This is a genomic window from Blastomonas sp. 34TW, assembly GCF_059803595.1.
Genome location: NZ_JAPFGW010000010.1, coordinates 43790 through 61864 on the forward strand (window position 1 = coordinate 43790; position 18075 = coordinate 61864).

At 63.5% G+C, this 18075-nt stretch carries 16 protein-coding genes; 5 read left to right on the top strand and 11 right to left on the bottom strand.

Going from position 1 to position 18075, the window contains the following annotated elements:
• Positions 1–95 precede the first annotated feature (95 nt).
• Entirely contained in the window at positions 96–668 is a 573-nt protein-coding gene (phaR, locus tag OPU69_RS13525) for a polyhydroxyalkanoate synthesis repressor PhaR (RefSeq protein ID WP_060977368.1), read from the bottom strand.
• Positions 669–741: 73 nt separating this feature from the next.
• Between phaR and OPU69_RS13530 the strand changes: the two genes are divergently transcribed.
• Both OPU69_RS13530 and OPU69_RS13535 read left to right on the top strand, forming a co-directional pair.
• Complete coding sequence (locus OPU69_RS13530) at positions 742–1776, top strand: alpha/beta fold hydrolase (protein ID WP_498511742.1); 1035 nt, start codon at positions 742–744, stop codon at positions 1774–1776.
• Positions 1777–1818: 42 nt separating this feature from the next.
• Entirely contained in the window at positions 1819–2991 is a 1173-nt protein-coding gene (locus OPU69_RS13535) for an acetyl-CoA C-acetyltransferase (RefSeq protein WP_498511744.1), read from the top strand.
• Between the two features lie 38 nt (positions 2992–3029).
• On the opposite strand, the gene alr is transcribed toward OPU69_RS13535, so the two are convergent.
• The 3 genes from alr to OPU69_RS13550 all read right to left on the bottom strand — a co-directional run bounded on the left by alr (position 3030) and on the right by OPU69_RS13550 (position 7780).
• The gene (alr, locus tag OPU69_RS13540; protein ID WP_498511746.1) at positions 3030–4055 is read right to left on the bottom strand and encodes an alanine racemase; all 1026 of its coding nucleotides are present in this window, start codon (positions 4053–4055) and stop codon (positions 3030–3032) included.
• 22 nt (positions 4056–4077) lie between these two features.
• On the bottom strand, positions 4078–5667 hold the full coding sequence (locus tag OPU69_RS13545; protein WP_060977372.1) for an MFS transporter: 1590 nt from the start codon (positions 5665–5667) through the stop codon (positions 4078–4080).
• Between the two features lie 115 nt (positions 5668–5782).
• Positions 5783–7780 (bottom strand): acetyl-CoA carboxylase biotin carboxylase subunit, encoded by a 1998-nt coding sequence (locus OPU69_RS13550; protein WP_060977373.1) that lies wholly within the window; start codon positions 7778–7780, stop codon positions 5783–5785.
• A gap of 63 nt (positions 7781–7843) precedes the next feature.
• Between OPU69_RS13550 and OPU69_RS13555 the strand changes: the two genes are divergently transcribed.
• Entirely contained in the window at positions 7844–8122 is a 279-nt protein-coding gene (locus OPU69_RS13555; RefSeq protein WP_060977374.1) for a type II toxin-antitoxin system RelE/ParE family toxin, read from the top strand.
• Positions 8123–8131: 9 nt separating this feature from the next.
• Positions 8132–8422 carry a HigA family addiction module antitoxin gene (locus OPU69_RS13560; RefSeq protein WP_060977375.1) on the top strand — a complete coding sequence of 97 codons (291 nt, stop codon included), beginning with the start codon at positions 8132–8134 and terminating at the stop codon, positions 8420–8422.
• A gap of 7 nt (positions 8423–8429) precedes the next feature.
• Here the strand turns inward: OPU69_RS13560 and bioB are convergent, their stop codons facing one another.
• The 6 genes from bioB to OPU69_RS13590 form a co-directional block, all read right to left on the bottom strand.
• Positions 8430–9425: a biotin synthase BioB gene (gene bioB / locus OPU69_RS13565; protein ID WP_498511749.1), complete on the bottom strand. Its 996-nt coding sequence runs from the start codon at positions 9423–9425 to the stop codon at positions 8430–8432.
• Positions 9426–9438: 13 nt separating this feature from the next.
• Entirely contained in the window at positions 9439–9789 is a 351-nt protein-coding gene (locus OPU69_RS13570) for a hypothetical protein (RefSeq protein WP_498511751.1), read from the bottom strand.
• Positions 9786–11924 (bottom strand): methylmalonyl-CoA mutase, encoded by a 2139-nt coding sequence (gene scpA, locus OPU69_RS13575; protein WP_498511753.1) that lies wholly within the window; start codon positions 11922–11924, stop codon positions 9786–9788. The genes OPU69_RS13570 and scpA overlap by 4 nt, the downstream gene beginning before the upstream one ends.
• Before the next feature lie 24 nt (positions 11925–11948).
• Positions 11949–12731 carry an enoyl-CoA hydratase-related protein gene (locus OPU69_RS13580; protein WP_498511755.1) on the bottom strand — a complete coding sequence of 261 codons (783 nt, stop codon included), beginning with the start codon at positions 12729–12731 and terminating at the stop codon, positions 11949–11951.
• A 232-nt stretch (positions 12732–12963) separates the two neighbouring features.
• A complete protein-coding gene (mce, locus tag OPU69_RS13585; RefSeq protein ID WP_060978111.1) occupies positions 12964–13407 on the bottom strand; it encodes a methylmalonyl-CoA epimerase in 444 nt (147 codons plus the stop codon).
• A gap of 264 nt (positions 13408–13671) precedes the next feature.
• The gene (locus OPU69_RS13590) at positions 13672–15198 is read right to left on the bottom strand and encodes an acyl-CoA carboxylase subunit beta (protein ID WP_498511757.1); all 1527 of its coding nucleotides are present in this window, start codon (positions 15196–15198) and stop codon (positions 13672–13674) included.
• A gap of 113 nt (positions 15199–15311) precedes the next feature.
• Between OPU69_RS13590 and OPU69_RS13595 the strand changes: the two genes are divergently transcribed.
• On the top strand, positions 15312–16718 hold the full coding sequence (locus OPU69_RS13595) for a helix-turn-helix domain-containing protein (RefSeq protein ID WP_498511759.1): 1407 nt from the start codon (positions 15312–15314) through the stop codon (positions 16716–16718).
• A 4-nt stretch (positions 16719–16722) separates the two neighbouring features.
• Here the strand turns inward: OPU69_RS13595 and gor are convergent, their stop codons facing one another.
• Entirely contained in the window at positions 16723–18069 is a 1347-nt protein-coding gene (gene gor, locus OPU69_RS13600) for a glutathione-disulfide reductase (RefSeq protein WP_498511761.1), read from the bottom strand.
• Positions 18070–18075 lie beyond the last annotated feature (6 nt).

The following is an 18075-nucleotide window of genomic DNA, read 5'->3' on the forward strand; positions in this document are numbered from 1 at the left end:
GTGAATTTCAGTCCTGCAATCAAGATAGGCCCGCGTGCCTAGGCTCTGCCGAGCCAACAGGCAATTGCCTGTTTCCGTTCCAGGCGGCCTATCGGTTATTTCTTGTCGACAAGATCGTCGATCTTGCGCTGCATGGCCGAAAGCTGGGCCTTGAGCGCGGCGATTTCGTCATCGGACGACGCGGCGACCGGCTGGGCCGGGCTGGCCGGCTTGTCCTTGCGCGGGGTGAAGGCGCTGGATGCCGCTTCGAACATTGCCAGATTCTGCCGAGCGAGCTGGGCGAACGGGCTGTTCTTGATGCTGCCTTCCATCGCGCTCTGGAACTTTTCCTGGTTCTTGCGGAAGGCTTCCATCGAGGCTTCGAGATATTGCGGGATCATCGACTGCATCGAATTGCCGTACATCGAGATCAGTTCGCGCAGAAAGCCGACGGGCAGCATCTGCTGGCCGCTCGATTCTTCTTCCATGATGATTTGCGTGAGGATGTTATGGGTGATGTCGTCGCCGGTCTTGGCATCAACAACCTGGAAATCCTTGCCTTCGCGGGTCAGCTTGGCAAGGTAGTCCAGCGTGATATAGCTCGACGACCGGGTGTTGTAGAGGCGACGGTTGGCGTATTTTTTGATGATGATGACATCATCCGAATCCGAGGTGCCAGATTTGGCCATGCGTGCATCTCCCGTTCAATCCCATGAGACTGTAGCACCGCAGCATAGTGCACTGCAACATGCACCCCGCCCTTTGCCACTTTTCCTGGCACTGGCACGCCAGCAGCTCGCGGACGATCCGCCGCGACTGATCCAGCTTTTGCAGGCGCTTGACCGCTATGGCCGCGCAGATCGCAGCTTTTTGCGCCAACCCGGGACAGTCTTGCTGCAACACGGCAAGGCCATGTTGCGCAGTGCAGCAGGCGAAACGGCGCAGGGCGATGCCGAGCCCCCGCAGATCGTGTTCGTCCCCTCTCCGATCAACGCGCCGCATGTGCTCGACATGGATGCCGATTGCTCGCTGATGGGCTGGCTGGGCGGGCATGGCCTGTCCTCGGCCCTGGTCGACTGGGGCACCACGACCCCCGAACACCGGGACCATGATCTCGATCATCTCGCCACCCGGCTGCTGCTGCCGATGCTGCAGAAGATCGGCCGCCCGGTGCATCTGGTGGGCTATTGCCTGGGCGGAATGATCGCCATGGCTGCAGCCTGCCATATCGAGGTGCGCAGCCTGACGATGATCGCAACGCCCTGGCATTTCAGCGGCTATCCTGCGAGGCGCCGGGCAGAGCTGACCGCGATGTGGCAACACCATCGCCCGGCGTGCGAAGCGATGGGGCTGGTGCCGATGGAGGTGATGCAGCATGGCTTCTGGACGCTTTCGCCTGCCAAGCTGATCGAGAAATATCTGAAATTCGGAGCCATGCCCGAGGACAGTTCCGCCGCGCGCCGCTTCGTCGCGGTCGAGGACTGGGCCAATGGCGGCGAGCCCCTGCCCTTCGCGCTGGGCGCGCAGTTGTTCGAGCAGCTCTATCGCGATGACCGAAGCGGCAGGGGCAAATGGGTGATCGAAGACGTAACCATCGCACCCGACAAGGTGCGCGGTCCCGTAATGGAATTCGCTTCGGCGAGCGATGCCATCGTTCCGCTGGCCTGCTCGCCGGATGTGCCGGGGCGCGAGGTGCTGGCTTCGGGCCATGTCGGCATGGTCATCGGCGGCAGCGCGCCGACCACGCTGTCGCCAATGGTCAGGCGGTGGATATTGTCACACGAAGCTTCTACATAACGAACACGATCGAACCTCCCCAGCCATTGGAGAACGCCCATCATGTCGAACATCGTCATCACCGCCGCCAAGCGCACCCCTTTGGGCAGCTTTCTGGGGGCCTATGCCGCGACCCCCGCACACGAACTGGGCCGCATCGCGATCGAGGCCGCGCTGGCGCAATCGGGGCTCTCGCCCGAGGAAGTTTCGGAAGTGATCCTCGGCCAGGTGCTCACCGCCGCCCAGGGCCAGAACCCAGCGCGCCAAGCCTCGCTCAACGCGGGCGTGCCCAAGGAAGTCCCCGCCTATGGCGTCAACCAGGTCTGCGGATCGGGCCTGCGCGCGGTCGCGCTCGGGTTCCAGTCGATCGCCAATGGCGACGCGGATGTGGTGATTGCGGGCGGACAGGAAAACATGTCGATGTCGCCGCACGCGCAGATGCTGCGCTCGGGCCAGAAGATGGGCGACATGAAGCTGGTCGATACCATGGTCTATGATGGCCTCACCGATGTGTTCAACCAGTATCATATGGGCATCACTGCCGAGAACCTGGCCGAGAAATACCAGATCAGCCGCGAGGCGCAGGACCGCTTTGCGGTTCGCTCGCAGAACCTCGCCGAGGCCGCGCGCGCCGAGGGCCGCTTTGCCGACGAGATCGCGCCGGTCACGATCAAGGGCCGCAAGGGCGATACGATCGTCGACCAGGACGAATATATCCGCGCCGGCGCGACCTATGACAGCGTCGCTGGCCTCAAGCCCGCGTTCAAGAAGGACGGCACCGTCACTGCCGCCAATGCCTCCGGCCTCAACGACGGCGCGGCCGCGCTGGTGCTGATGCGCGAAGAGGACGCCGCCAAGCGCGGGCTCACCCCGCTGGCGCGGATTGCCAGCTGGGCGTCGATGGGAGTCGACCCGTCGATCATGGGCATCGGCCCGGTCTCGGCGAGCCGCCGCGCGCTCGCCAAGGCGGGCTGGAAGGTCGAGGACCTTGATCTCATCGAATCGAACGAGGCGTTCGCTGCGCAGGCGCTCTCCGTCACGCAGGAAATGGGCTGGGACCCCGAAAAGGTGAACGTCAATGGCGGCGCGATCGCCATCGGTCACCCGATCGGCGCCAGCGGCGCGCGCGTGCTCACCACTTTGCTCTACGAAATGGGCCGCCGCGACGCCAAGAAGGGCCTGGCAACCCTTTGCATCGGCGGCGGCATGGGCATTGCGCTGACGGTCGAGCGGTAAGGCCACGCCGTCGTCCGGCAACAGCCGGGCCCAGGCGCTCAATCCACCCAGATCCGGTCGAACCGTCGGCCGATCTGGGTGAGCCATTCATACTGGCTGATGCCGGTCGCCTGCTGTACTTCGGGAAGCACCACATCAGCGGCAATCCAGTCCCCCTCGCCCAGATAGGGTGCGGCGCTGAGGTCGATGCACGTCAGGTCCATCGACACACGCCCCAGGATCGGCAGGCGTGCATCGCCATGCCGGAACGCGCCGATCGACGACAAAGCCCGCTTGAAGCCATCGGCATAGCCCAGCGCCAGGGTCGCGGTGCGCATGTCATGCTGCGCGACAAAGGTTGCGCCATAGCCGATGCTGTCGCCCGCGCGGACATCGCGCACCTGCAGGATTCGCGTCTCCAGCCGCATGACCGGCCGGATATGCTCACCCAGCGCATCGCAGGGCACGCCGCCATAGAGCGCCAGACCCGGCCGGGTGCTGTCGAAATGATAGGCATTCCCCAGCGCAATCCCTGCGCTGTTGGCGAAGCTGTAGCGCAGCGCCTTCACGCCATGCCGCACCTGCTCAAAGCGTTCCAGCTGCTGAGCGTTCTGCGCGCTGTCCTCATCCGCCGATGCCAGATGGCTCATGCACAGATCGACATCGAGCCCGGCGCACAGGCCCGTGACATCGTCGCGCCAGTCCAGCCCCAGCCGGCTCATGCCGGTATCGATCATCACATGACAGCGCCCGCCGCCTGCGTCGCGCCAACGGGCGATCTGCTCGGCGCTGTTGAGCACCGGGATCGCCAGCCCGGCGCGGGCCGCTTCCTCCTCGCCAGGAGCGATGCCGTGCAGCACCGCAAGCCGCGCCGGATCGACTTTTCCGGCCAATGCCTGTGCCTCGCCCCAATGCGCGACGAAAAAGTCGCCACATCCCGCGGCCGACAGCCGCCGCACGACCTCGGCCGCGCCCAGGCCATAGCCATCGGCCTTGACCGCTGCGCCCGCAGAGGCGCTTCCGCTCAATCGATTGAGCGCGCACCAGTTGGCGACCAGCGCCCCGCCATCGAGCACCAACCGCATGTTCGCCTGCAATGGAACGGCCTCAGCCAATATCGTCCTGCCCCGAAGTTTCCGGCAGCCAGATCAGCGACACGGTAAAGGCCATCACGACGACCGCGATCGTGTACCACAGCCCCGAATAGGCATCGCCCGTGCGCGCGACGATATATTGCGAGATATAGGGCAGGAATCCGCCAAAATAGCCGGTGCCGATATGATAGGGGATCGACATCGAGGTATAGCGGATCTTGGCCGGGAACAGTTCGACCATGATCGCGGCGACCTGACCATAGGTCATCGCCGACAGCGCCACCATCAACGCGACCGACAGGATGATCAGCAAGGGCTGGCGCGAGGCCGGATCGGACTTGTCGGGATAGCCCGCCTTTTCGAGCGCGGCGACATAGGCCTTTTCGTCATAGCCGCGCACGACCGTGCCGCCGACGCTCAGCGCCACGGCATCGCCATCGACCTTGGTATAGCTTATGCCGCGCTTGCTGAGGAAATTGAGCGCCTTGCCGCACTCGGTGGTCTGCGTGCGCTGCAACGCATTGAACGCGCATTCGGGCATGGCGAGCGTGACCGGCGAGGTCTTGGTCGCGGCTTCGAGCGCGGGATTAGCCGCTTGCGCCATCAGGTGGAACAGCGGGAACAACAGTACCACCGTCAGACCATAGCCGATCAGCAGCAACCGCTTGCGCCCCACCCGGTCGGACAGCCAACCGAAGAATACATAGAGCGGTGCGGCCAGCGTGGCGCCTGCGGCCATGTATAGCAACGCATCTTCCTCTGCGACGCGTGCGGTGCCGGTAAGAAAATAGAGCGTGCCGAACTGCGAGGTGTAGTAGATCACCGTCAGACCCGCGGCGACGCCGAACAGCGCGACCATCACCCGCTTGATATTGCCGGGATAGCGCAGGCTGTCCATGAACGGGTTCTTCGACGTGGAGCCTGCGGCCTTCATCGCCTGGAAGACCGGGCTTTCGGATAGCTTCATGCGGATATAGAGCGAGATCGCAAGCAGCAGGATCGAGATCAGGAACGGCACGCGCCAACCCCAGGCGTTGAAATCCTCAGGGGTCATCAGCTTGCGCGTCGCCAGCACGCAGATCACCGCGAGCAGGAAGCCGCCCGCGACCGATGCCTGGATCCAGCTGGTATATTGCCCGCGCTTGCCCGGCGGAGCGTGCTCGGCGACATAGATGGCAGCGCCCCCATATTCGCCGCCCAGTGCCAGCCCCTGCAGGCAGCGCAGCACCAGCAGCAGTGCCGCGGCCCAGACTCCTGCGGTGGCAAAGGTCGGCAGCAGACCGATCGAGGCGGTCGCGCCGCCCATCAGCGAAATGGTGACGAGGAACGTGTACTTGCGCCCCACCTTGTCGCCCAGATAGCCGAACAGCACCGCGCCCAGCGGACGCACACCGAAGCCCGCGCCGAAGATCGCCAGCGAGGCGAGCGTGGCGGCGGTAGGATTGTCCGACGGGAAGAACAGCTGGCCGATCAGCGTCGCCAGGATCCCGTAGACGAAGAAATCATACCATTCGAATACCGTGCCGAGCGAGGATGCGACGATCACCAGCCGGTCGCGGCTAGCGTCGAAATCCTGCCCGTCTGCTGCAGCCGTTGCGGCCATCCAGCGCTCTCCCCATCCAGTCCCTAGGGCGTCAGTCTATGGAGAGGATTTCGAGCGCAATCAACTGTCCAGCCCGTTCCCTGACTGGACAGCGATCACTTCCTCTATGGACCGCTTATTCCAGCTCCAGGATCACCGCGTCGACCGCCAGGCTGTCGCCTTCCGTCGCGCTGATCGTCTTGACCGTCGCGGCCTTTTCGGCGCGCAGGATGTTCTCCATCTTCATCGCTTCCACGATCGCGAGCGGTTGGCCGGGTTGCACCTTGTCGCCTTCGGCCACGTGCAGCTTCACCAGCAGGCCGGGCATCGGGCAGAGCAGGAAGCGCGACAGATCGGGCGGAACCTTCTCGATCATGTGCCGGGCGTGCGCGGCAACATGTGCGGGCAGCACCTCGAAACTGTGCGTCGCACCGCGGGCGGTCAGCGCAAAGCCGGTGCGGGTGCGCTGGACCTTGACCGCGAGCTCGTCGCTTTCTTCCTCGTCGCCGAAATCGGCCACCGCGAGCCGGTCGCCCGGGGTGTAGCCCATCGACAGGTCGACGACTTCACCATCGACGACGATGGCATCCTCGCTGACCGAGACCTCCATCGCGATATCGCCCTTGCGCACGCGCCATTCGGACGGCGGGGTCAGGCGGTTGCCGAGCTGATCGGAGACGCGCAGTGCACGATCGGCCTCTGCGGTGGCGATGAAAGCCGCCATCGCCGCCAGACGCCGCAGCAATTCAGGCGAGGCCGGCGCACCGTGGAAGCCATCGGGATATTCCTCGGCGATGAAGCCGGTGGTGATATTGCCCGAGCGGAAGCGCTCATGCTGCATCAGCGCCGAGACGAAATCGAGATTATGCCCCGGCCCCTCGATCTCGAACCGGTCGATCGCGGTGATCTGCCGGTCGATGGCGTCGAGCCGGGTTTCGCCATAGGTGATCAGCTTGGCGATCATCGGGTCGTAATGGATCGAGACCTCGCCGCCCTCTTCCACGCCATCGTCGACGCGCACGCCCTTTTTCTGCTTGGGTGGGTTGTAACGGACCAAACGGCCGATCGAGGGCAGGAAGCCACGATACGGGTCTTCGGCATAGACGCGGTTCTCGACCGCCCAGCCGGTCAGCTTGATGTCGTCCTGCGTGAAGGCCAGCGGCTCGCCCTGCGCGACGCGGATCATCTGTTCGACCAGATCGAGCCCGGTGACGAGCTCGGTCACGGGATGCTCGACCTGCAGCCGGGTGTTCATCTCGAGAAAGTAGAAGCTGTCGCCGGTGGTGTCCGCGCCCGAGACGATCAGTTCGACCGTGCCCGCGCTGTAATAGCCCACTGCGCGTGCCAGCGCGACGGCCTGTTCGCCCATCTTCTTGCGCATTTCAGGGCTAACGAACGGCGATGGCGCTTCTTCCACCACCTTCTGGTGGCGGCGCTGGATCGAGCATTCGCGCTCGCCCAGATAGACAATATTGCCATGCTGGTCGCCGAGCACCTGGATCTCGATATGGCGCGGCTGTTCGATGAACTTTTCGATGAACACGCGGTCGTCGCCAAAACTGTTCAGGCCCTCGCGCTTGGTCGCCTCGAAGCCTTCGCGCACGTCCTGTTCGCTATAGGCCAGGCGCATGCCCTTGCCGCCACCGCCCGCCGAGGCCTTCATCATCACCGGATAGCCGATCTCGCTGGCGATGCGCACCGCATGCTCGGTATCCTCGATCTCGCCGACAAAGCCGGGGACGACATTGACGCCCGCCTGAAGCGCCAGCTTCTTGGATTCGATCTTGTCGCCCATGGCAGCGATCGCGCCAGGGGGCGGGCCGATAAAGGTGATGCCTGCCGCTTTCAGCGCCTCGGCAAAGCTGGTGCGTTCGGAGAGGAAACCATAGCCCGGATGTACCGCATCCGCGCCGGTCGCCTTGCATGCCTCGATAATCTTGTCCGCCAGCAGATAGGACTGCGCGGCGGGCGACGGCCCGATATGCACCGCCTCATCCGCCATCTCGACATGAGGGCTGCGCGCATCGGCATCCGAATAGACGGCGACCGTCTTGATGCCCATCTTGCGGGCCGTGCGGATAACGCGGCAGGCGATCTCGCCCCGGTTTGCGATCAGGATTTTGGTGATTGGCATATCAAGGCCCCGTTTGAGTATGACATGATTGACGTGTCATGGGTTGCATGAGATGAAGGCAAGGTGATCGTCAGCTTTGCCAATCGCGCCACGGAACGCTTTGCCCAAACGGGCAAATCCAAATTCGGCGGGTTGGATGTAGCCAAAGCCATGGCGCGTTTGCAGTTGCTGCATGCGGCAACCGCGCTGGAAGACATTCCGCCGTTGAAATCGGTGGGGTTGCACAGCCTTTCGGGTGACAGGCAAGGCCAATGGGCGATGACCATCAACGGCCCTTGGCGACTGGTCTTCCGATTTCGCGATGGCCATGCCGAAGATGTTGAGATTGTGGATTATCATTGAGGACGTGAGATGACCGACTTTGCCTTTACCCAGGTTCATCCCGGCGCGGTGCTCAAGGAAGAGCTGGAAGCGCGCGGCCTTTCTGCCAACGCCTTTGCGCTGAAACTGCGCGTACCGCCGCAGCGGATACAGGATATTGTCGCCGGAAGACGCGGCATCAGCCCCGAAACCGCATTGCGGTTGGAGGCTAGCCTCGGCACCCCGGCCCGGCTGTGGCTTAACATGCAGGCGGCCTACGATCTGCATCAGGCGCAGGCCAAATATGGCGAGGCGGTGAAGCGCGAGGTGGCAGCGGCGTAACCCATACTTACTCCGCCGCCTCCAGGTGCCCGTGCGGCTGAGCGGCCATCGCCTTCATGCCCAGCTTGGCGAGCAGCGCACCATCCTTGTCGTCGCCGGCATTGGGTGCGGTGAGCAGCTTGTCGCCGGTGAAGATGCTGTTCGCGCCAGCCATGAAGCACAGGGCCTGGCAGCTTTCCGACATGCTCTCGCGGCCCGCGCTCAGGCGCACCATCGAATGCGGCATGGTGATGCGCGCGACGGCGACGGTGCGGACGAACTCGATCTCATCGATCTTCGCCAGCGGCGTATCGGCGAGCATGTCGCCCAGCACCGTGCCCTTGACCGGGACCAGCGCGTTGATCGGCACGCTTTCCGGATGCGGCATGGTGGCCAGCGCGTGGATGAAGCCGATGCGGTCCACCCGGGTCTCGCCCATGCCGACAATGCCGCCGCAGCACACGTTGATGCCCGCCGAGCGCACGTTTTCCAGCGTTTCCATCCGGTCCTCGAAGGTCCGGGTGGTGATGACATTGGCGTAGTTTTCGGGGGCGGTATCGATATTGTGATTGTAGTAATCGAGCCCCGCATCGGCGAGCGCGCGTGCCTGCGACGGCGTGAGCATCCCAAGCGTCATGCAGGTTTCCATGCCCATTTCGCGCACACCCTTGATCATCGCGGCAAGCTTGGGGATGTCCTTGTCCTTGGGGTTGCGCCAGGCCGCGCCCATGCAGAACCGGCCCGAGCCATGGTCCTTGGCTTGCGCCGCCGCCTGCAGCACCGCCTGCACGTCCATCAGCTTGGTCGCCTTGACGCCGCTATCCGCATCCTTGGACTGGCTGCAATAGCCGCAATCTTCCGGGCAACCGCCGGTCTTGATCGACAGGAGGGTGGAAAGCTGCACCTCGTTGCGCGGGAAATTCGCCCGATGCACGCTCTGCGCCTCGAACATCAGGTCGTTGAACGGCAGATCGAACAGCGCGGTGATTTCCTCGCGGGTCCAGTCGGTTCGGGCTATCATCATCAATTCTTCCATTTCATTCGAACACATTGACCCAATTGGACAGGAATGCCCCCGTCCCAAGCGTCAGCAACCACATACAGGCGCCACGCGACCAGCTTACTGTGCGATCGACCGGCTTGCCCTTCATCCGCAGCACGACAACCCGATCGGCGGCAACGATGGCGATCAAGGCTGCGGCCGCGACGACGAAGATCACGATCGCAAGGTTGCGCTTGGAGAAGCTGCTGTCGGAACCGGACAATGACAGGACAGCGCCGAGGATCAGCAGCGCCAGCGTCGCGAGATATTTGAGGAAATCGTAGAGCAGCAGCTCAGGATCCCCCTCGCCCGGCTTGACGCCTTCCGTTGGCGAATCGTCGCTCATTCCGCAGCTTCCTGCAGCGGCGGCATATTGTGGCCGAGCAGGCGCAGCACGTCCGCCGCACACTCGACGACATTCGATCCCGGGCCATAAATGCCCTGCACCCCAGCATCGCGCAGATACTCGTAATCCTGCGGCGGAATCACCCCGCCCGCGATCACCTTGATGTCGTTGCGCCCGGCTTCCTTGAGGCCGCGAATGAGTTCGGGGATCAGCGTCTTGTGTCCGGCGGCAAGCGAGGATGCACCGACGACATCGACGCCGGTCTCGAGCGCCAGCACCACCGTTTCTTCCGGCGTCTGGAACAGCGGACCCGACACGACATCAAAGCCCATATCGCCAAAAGCCGAGGCGATCACGTTCGCGCCGCGATCATGCCCATCCTGGCCCATCTTGGCGACGAGCATCTTCGGCTTGCGCCCCAGGCGGCGCTCGACCGCCTTGACGCCATCGACCACCTGCGCCCAACGGCTGTCGTCCTCGTATGGCGCGGCGTACACGCCCTTGACCGGGGTCGGGCGCGTTGCATAGCGGCCGAACACGTCCTCCATCGCCGCGCTGATCTCGCCCAGCGTCGCGCGGGCGCGTGCGGCCTCGACCGCGAGTTCGAGCAGATTGCCCTTGGCTCTGGCACCTTTGCGCAGGGCATCGAGCGCGGCCTGACATGCAGCCTCGTCGCGCGCCGCCTTGACCGCGTTGATCCGCGCGATCTGGCCTTCGCGCACCTTCGCGTTATCGACCTCGAGCGTCTCGAGCAGGTCTTCGTTCGCGAGCCGGTATTTGTTCACCCCGACGATCACGTCATCGCCGCGATCGACCCGCGCCTGGCGACCGGCAGCGGCTTCCTCGATCATCGCCTTGGGCCAGCCCGCCGCGACCGCCTTGGCCATGCCGCCTTCGCTCTCGACGCGCTCGATAATCTCCCACGCCTTGTCGACCAGTTCCTGCGTCAGGCTCTCGATATAATAGCTGCCACCCAGCGGATCGACGACCTTGGTCATCCCGGTTTCTTCCTGGATGACGATCTGCGTGTTGCGGGCGATGCGCGCGGAAAAATCGGTCGGTAGCGCAATCGCCTCGTCGAGCGCATTGGTGTGCAGCGATTGCGTGCCGCCCAGCATCGCGGCCATCGCCTCGATCGTGGTGCGGATAACGTTGTTATACGGGTCCTGCTCAGTTAGCGACACGCCGCTGGTCTGGCAGTGCGTGCGCAGCATCTTCGAGCGCTCGTCCTTCGCGCCCAGCTTGGTCATCACCCGATGCCACAGCACACGCGCGGCACGCAGCTTGGCGATTTCCATGAAGAAGTTCATGCCGATGGCGAAGAAGAACGAGAGGCGCCCGGCGAACTTGTCGATGTCGAGGCCCGAGGCGACGCCGTATTTCACATATTCCATGCCGTCGGCGATGGTGAAGGCGAGCTCCTGCACCTGCGTCGCGCCGGCCTCCTGCATGTGGTAGCCGGAGATTGAGATGCTGTTGAACTTGGGCATCTCGCGCGAGGTGTAGCCGAAAATATCCGAGATGATCCGCATCGAGGGCTCGGGCGGGTAGATGTACGTGTTGCGGACCATGAACTCCTTGAGGATGTCGTTCTGGATGGTCCCGTCGAGCAGCTTGCGCTCGACCCCCTGCTCCTCGCCCGCGACGATGAAGAAGGCGAGGATCGGGATCACCGCGCCGTTCATCGTCATGCTGACCGACATCTGATCGAGCGGAATCCCGTCGAACAGGATCTTCATGTCCTCGACGGTATCGATCGCCACGCCCGCCTTGCCGACATCGCCGGTGACCCGCGGATGATCGCTGTCATAGCCGCGATGCGTGGCGAGGTCGAAGGCGACCGAAAGCCCCTTCTGACCGGCAGCGAGGTTGCGGCGATAGAAGGCGTTCGATTCCTCGGCGGTGGAGAAGCCGGCATATTGCCGGATCGTCCAGGGGCGGCCCGCATACATGCTGGCGCGCACCCCGCGGGTGAACGGCGCAAAGCCGGGAAGGCCAGGATCGACCGATACGTCATCCGCCGTGTAGAGCGGCTTGACCGCGATCCCCTCCGGCGTCTGCCAGGCAAGATCGCGCCCCTTGACCTCCTTGTCGGCCAGAGCCTGCCAGTCGGTGATATTGGGTGTATCGGTCATTCTATCGGTCCCGTGTGGTTTGGATCAGCTGCCGGTGAAGTTCGGCTTGCGCTTCTGCAGGAAGGCGATGGCGCCTTCGCGCGCATCGTTGGTGTCGCCTGCAATCCGCTGGCCCTCGGCCTCGCGCGCCAGCGCGGTGTGGAAATCGCATTCGAGCGCCTCGACCAGGTTCTTGCGCATGATGCCGAGGGCCACGGTGGGCATCGCCGCGAGCCGCTTCGCCAGCGCCATCGCCTCGTCCATCAGGCTGTCATGCTCGACCACCTTGTAGACCATGCCCCAGTCATGCGCCTTGGCGGCGGGGATCTTCTCGCCCAGCATCATCATCTCGGTCGCGCGCGCCTTGCCGATCAGCCGGGTCAGCATCCAGCTCGCGCCGCCATCGGGCACCAGGCCGATATTGACGAACGCCTGCAGGAAATAGGCCTTGTCGCTCGCCACGACGAAATCGGGTGCGAGACCGATCGAGCAGCCGACGCCCGCAGCAGGTCCGTTGACCGCGCTGATCGTCGGGATGTGCAGCCGGTGCAACTTGAGCAGCATCGGATTGTAATGCTGGGTCAGCGCCTTGTAGCTGCCCTGCCCGCCCGAGATCGAGCTGTCGCGGCCGCCGGTGAGATCCGCGCCCGAACAGAAACCCTTGCCCGCGCCGGTGATGACCAGCGCGCGCGCATCGCCGAGCCGGTCGAGCGCATCGTTGATCTCACCCGCCATGGGGAGCGAACAGGCATTGAGCCGCTCGGGCACGTTGAGCGTGATCGTGGCAATCTGGTCGGCAATATCGAGCTTTATGGTTTCGTAGGTCATGGTCGCAACTCTCTCCTGTTATCCCCCTCCCCCTTGCCGGGAGAGACATCCCCACCCCTCTCCCTCGATGGGAGAGGGCTGCGAAGACTTGGTGCTCAAAGCACCTAGTCGAAGCTGGGTGAGGGTGAAAATGCGCCAATATCCGCGCCCATCACCCTCATCCAACTGCGCCTAGCCGGCTTCGCCGACAAGGCTCCGTATCCTTCTCCCTTCAAGGGAGAAGGTTTGATGCTCAATGCCCCTCGCCCTTGGGCGTCTCCATGATCTCGGTCAGCACCCCGCCCATGTCCTTCGGGTGCACGAAGAAGATCAGCGTCCCATGCGCGCCGATGCGCGGCTCGCCCAGCACGCGCTTGCCTAAGCCCTCGAACTCCGCCTTGGCCGCGTGAATATCGGGCACCTCATAGCAGACATGATGCTGCCCACCGCTCGGGTTCTTCTCAAGGAACGACGCAATCGAGGCATTGCCCGGCAGCGGCTCGATCAGCTCGATCTGCGTGCCATTCAGCGCGCCATCCGCTCCCGGCGTATCGACAAAGCAAACCTTCACCCCCTGTTCGGGCAGGTCGAAAGGTTCATGAATCTTGGTCGCGCCCATGACATCGCGGTAGAACACGATCGAGTCCGCTATGGAGGGCGTAGCAACCCCGATGTGGTTCAGTCTTCCCAGCTTCACTGGCGTATTCCTCTCTCAAATCCCGTCAAGCTGAACTTGTTTCAGCATCCAATCGGCTCCCCGTAACGTCGGCGCGTGGGGCGAGCTGGACCCTGAAACAAATTCAACCCGAAGCCTTGGGGCGCGGGTCATACACCGCATCGAAAAATTCGATCATGAATACCTGATGACCATGTAGACGATAGCGCCCACGGTGACCCCAAGGGCTAAAATTGCGACCTGAGTCGCATCTTTGCGTGAGGAGTTGTTGTTCACGCGCTGCTCCTAAAGCGGAATATTGTCATGCTTCTTCCACGGGTTCTCGAGGCTCTTGTTCCGCAGCTTCCTCAGCCCCAACGCGATCCTCCGCCGGGTCGAATGCGGCATGATCACCTCGTCGATAAAGCCCTTGCTCGCCGCCACGAACGGATTGGCGAAGCGCGCTTCATATTCCTTGGTGCGCTCGGCAATCTCGTCCGCGGTCTTGCCCCGGAAGATGATCTCGACCGCGCCCTTTGCGCCCATCACCGCGATTTCGGCGGTGGGCCAGGCGTAGTTGAGGTCGCCGCGCAGGTGCTTTGAGGCCATCACGTCATAGGCGCCGCCATAGGCCTTGCGGGTGATGACGGTGATCTTCGGCACGGTCGCCTCGGCATAGGCGAAGAGGAGCTTCGCGCCATGCTTGATGATGCCCGAATGCTCCTGCGCCACACCGGGCAGGAAGCCGGGCACGTCGACAAAGGTGATGATCGGGATGTCGAAGCAATCGCAAAACCGAACAAAACGCGCGGCCTTTTTGGACGAGTTGATGTCGAGACAGCCCGCCAGCACCATCGGCTGGTTGGCGACCACGCCTACGGTGCGGCCCTCGATGCGCCCGAAGCCGGTGATGATATTGCCCGCATGCGTGGGCTGAAGCTCGAAGAATTCGCCCTCGTCGAGCGTCTTTTTGATCAGCTCGTGCATGTCATAGGGCATGTTGGGATTGGCCGGGATCAGCGTGTCGAGGCTGTTCTCGATCCGGTCCCAGGGGTCGGCGGTCGGGCGCTCGGGCAGCGCCTCGCGGTTTGACAGCGGCAGATAGTCGATCAGGTCGCGCGCGGCGAGCAGCGCCTCGATGTCATTATCGAACGCGACATCGGCGACGCCCGACTTGGCCGTATGCGTCACCGCCCCGCCCAGTTCCTCCTGCGTCACCACCTCGTTGGTCACCGTCTTCACCACATCGGGGCCGGTGACGAACATGTAACTCGAATCCTTCACCATGAAGATGAAGTCGGTCATGGCAGGACTGTAGACCGCACCGCCCGCGCACGGCCCCATGATCACCGAAAGCTGCGGCACCACGCCCGATGCCAGCACATTGCGCTGGAACACCTCGGCATAGCCGCCCAAGGACGCCACGCCTTCCTGGATGCGCGCACCGCCGGAATCGTTGAGGCCGATCACCGGCGCGCCGACCTTCATCGCCATGTCCATGATCTTGCAGATCTTCTGCGCGTGCCGTTCGGACAATGAGCCGCCAAACACGGTGAAATCCTGGCTGAACACGAAGACCAGGCGGCCATTGACCGTGCCCGATCCGGTGACCACGCCGTCGCCGGGGATGACCTGATCCTGCATGCCGAAATCGACGCAGTTATGCTCGACATACATGTCATATTCTTCGAAGCTGCCCGGATCGAGCAGCACGTCGATCCGCTCGCGGGCGGTGAGCTTGCCCTTGGCGTGCTGTGCCTCGATGCGCTTGGTGCCGCCACCCAGATGCGCCTTGTCGCGCCTCGCCGCCAGTTCTTCCAATATGGCCTGCATCGCATCCTCTTCAGCTGAAATCGGGACCCTTCCTTTCCAGCCTTTGACCCGACACGCAAATGTTAAATAGCGAACTTGCAAACCGCCAGTTTGCAAACTAGTCGATCGGCACGATGTCTCGCCGCAAACGCCTTTATGCCGGAGCCCGCGTCCGCGCCGTCCGCCGCCATTCCGGCCTCAACCAGGCCGCGATGGCCGAGGCGCTGGGCATATCGACCAGTTACCTCAGCCAGATCGAAAATGACGAGCGGCCGATCACGCCGCAGGTGCTCACCCAATTGTCGCGGCACTTCGCGTTCGAGCTGGAGGACGCGCCCGAGGGTGCGCCGTCGCTCAACTGGCAGAGCCTGCTCGACGATCCGGTGCTGGGCGGGCTGGAGATCGATCCGGTGCGCTTTGCGCGGCTGCGCGACAGCCATCCCGAGATCGCGCACCTCATCACCAACCTCTATCAGGGCTATCGCCAGGCGCAGGAGCGCTCGGCGATGCTCGATGACAGCCTGGCGGCGACCGGGCAGCACAATGCGCGCCTGCCTTGGGAAGAGGTGCGCGACTGGTTTCATGAATCGGGCAATTATATCGACCAGCTCGACCGCAATGCCGAGCAGATTGCCGAGGAACTGAGCGAGGACCTCACCCCCGATGGCCTGATCGCGCGGCTGCACCGCGACCATGGCATCACGGTGAAGCCATTGCGCTCCGCCGATCCCAATGCGCCGCTCAGCCAATATGATTCCGCCAGCCGCACGCTCTATCTGGCGGAAGGGATCGCGCCGGAATCGCGCTATTTCATGCTCGCGCACCGGCTTATGGCGCACGAGATGCGTTTTGCCATCGCGATCCTCGCCGCCAATGCCAAGCTCAAGAGCGAACAGGCGCAGAAGCTGGTCTCGGTGGGCCTCGCCAATTATGCCGCCGGAGCGCTCGTCATGCCCTATGCGCGCTTTCGCGAGGCGGCGATGGCGTGCCGCCATGATATCGATCAGCTGACGCACCGCTTCGGGGTCAGTTTCGAACAGGCCTGCCACCGTCTATCGACGCTGCAGCGCCCCGGCGCGCGCGGGCTTCCGGTCTTCTTCTGCCGGGTGGACATGGCGGGCAACATTACCAAGCGGCACAGTGCCACCCGGCTGCAGTTCGCCCGCTTCGGTGGCGCGTGTCCGCTCTGGGTGGTGCACGAGGCCGCCGCCATCCCCGACCGTATCCTGGTGCAGATGGCCGAAACGCCTGACGGGCTGCGCTACGTGTCGATGGCCAAGGGGCTGGTCAAGCCGTCGGGCAGCTATGGCCGCAAGCCGCGCCGCTACGCGGTCGCGCTGGGCTGCGAGGTCGAGCATGCGCGGCATTTCATATATGCCGACGGACTCGATACCGCGGCCGCCGGAGCCGTGACCCCGATCGGCATCAGCTGCCGCACCTGCCCGCGCGACAATTGCGACCAGCGCGCCTTTCCGCCGACCGATCGCCCGCTGGTGATCGATCCCGACCGGCGCGGCATGGTGCCGTACCAGATCGGGTAATCGCTTATTTCATCAGCACCAGCTCTTCGGCCATGCTGGGGTGCAGCGCGACGGTATCATCGAACGCCTGCTTGGTCAGCCCCGCCTTGACCGCAATCGCGGCGGCCTGTAGGATTTCCGGCGAATCCGGGCCGATCATGTGCAGCCCCAGGATCTTGCCCGAAGGTTCCTCGGTGATCATCTTGTAGAGGCCACGTTCGGCGCGGTGCGCGAACACGTTGCGCATCGGACGGAAATCGGCGGAGTACACCCGGATATTGCCATAGCGGTTGCGCGCCTCGCCTTCGGTCAGCCCGACCGAGGCGATCGGGGGCTGCGAGAACACGGCGGTCGGGATGCAATTGTAATCCACGGTCTTCGGCTTTCCGCCGAACACGGTGTCGGCGAACGCCTGGCCCTCGCGGATCGCCACCGGGGTCAGCTGCACCCGGTTGGTGACATCACCCACCGCATAGATGCTGTCGCACGCGGTCTTGCTGTATTCGTCGACCGGGATCGCGCCCTGATCGTCGGTCTCGATGCCGACATGCTCGAGCCCCAGCCCCTCGACCTTGGGCACGCGGCCCGTGGCGACCATCACGATATCGGTGTTGATCGGGTCATGCCCCTTCAGGAACACGTCCAGCGTGCCGTCCTCGCGCTTCTCGATCTTCTCGAACGGGGCCTTGAACTTGAACTCGATACCCTTGGTCATCGAAATCTGCAGCAGGCGATCGCGCAGGGACTCGTCATAGCCGCGCAGGATCGTGTCGCCGCGATTGACCACGGTGACGCGGGTGCCGAGCCCGTTGAGGATGCCGGCAAACTCGTTGGCGATATAGCCACCGCCCGCGATCACCGCACGGCGCGGCAGTTCCTCGAGATGGAACATCTCGTTCGAGGTGAGACAATGTTCGGAGCCCGGGAATTCGGGCACATAGGGCCGCGCACCGACCGCGATCAGGATATATTTCGCGCTGATCTCCTGCCCGCTCGCCAGCTTCACGACATGCGGCGCGATGATTTCCGCGCGCTCCTCGATGATCGTGACATTGTGGTTGGTCAGTGTCGACTTGTACGCTCCATTGAGCCGGTCGACATCGGCCAGCACGCGGTCGCGCAGCACCTGCCAGCTGAACTTGGTGCCCTCAATCTCCCAGCCGTAATTCTGCGCATCTTCAAGGTCCTCGGCGAAGTGCGATCCATAGACCAGCAGCTTCTTGGGCACGCAACCGCGGATGACGCAGGTGCCGCCGACGCGATATTCCTCGGCGACCGCGACCTTCGCGCCATAGGACGAGGCGATACGCGATGCGCGCACCCCGCCCGATCCTGCTCCGATGACGAACAGGTCGTAATCATAATCACTCATCGAAAA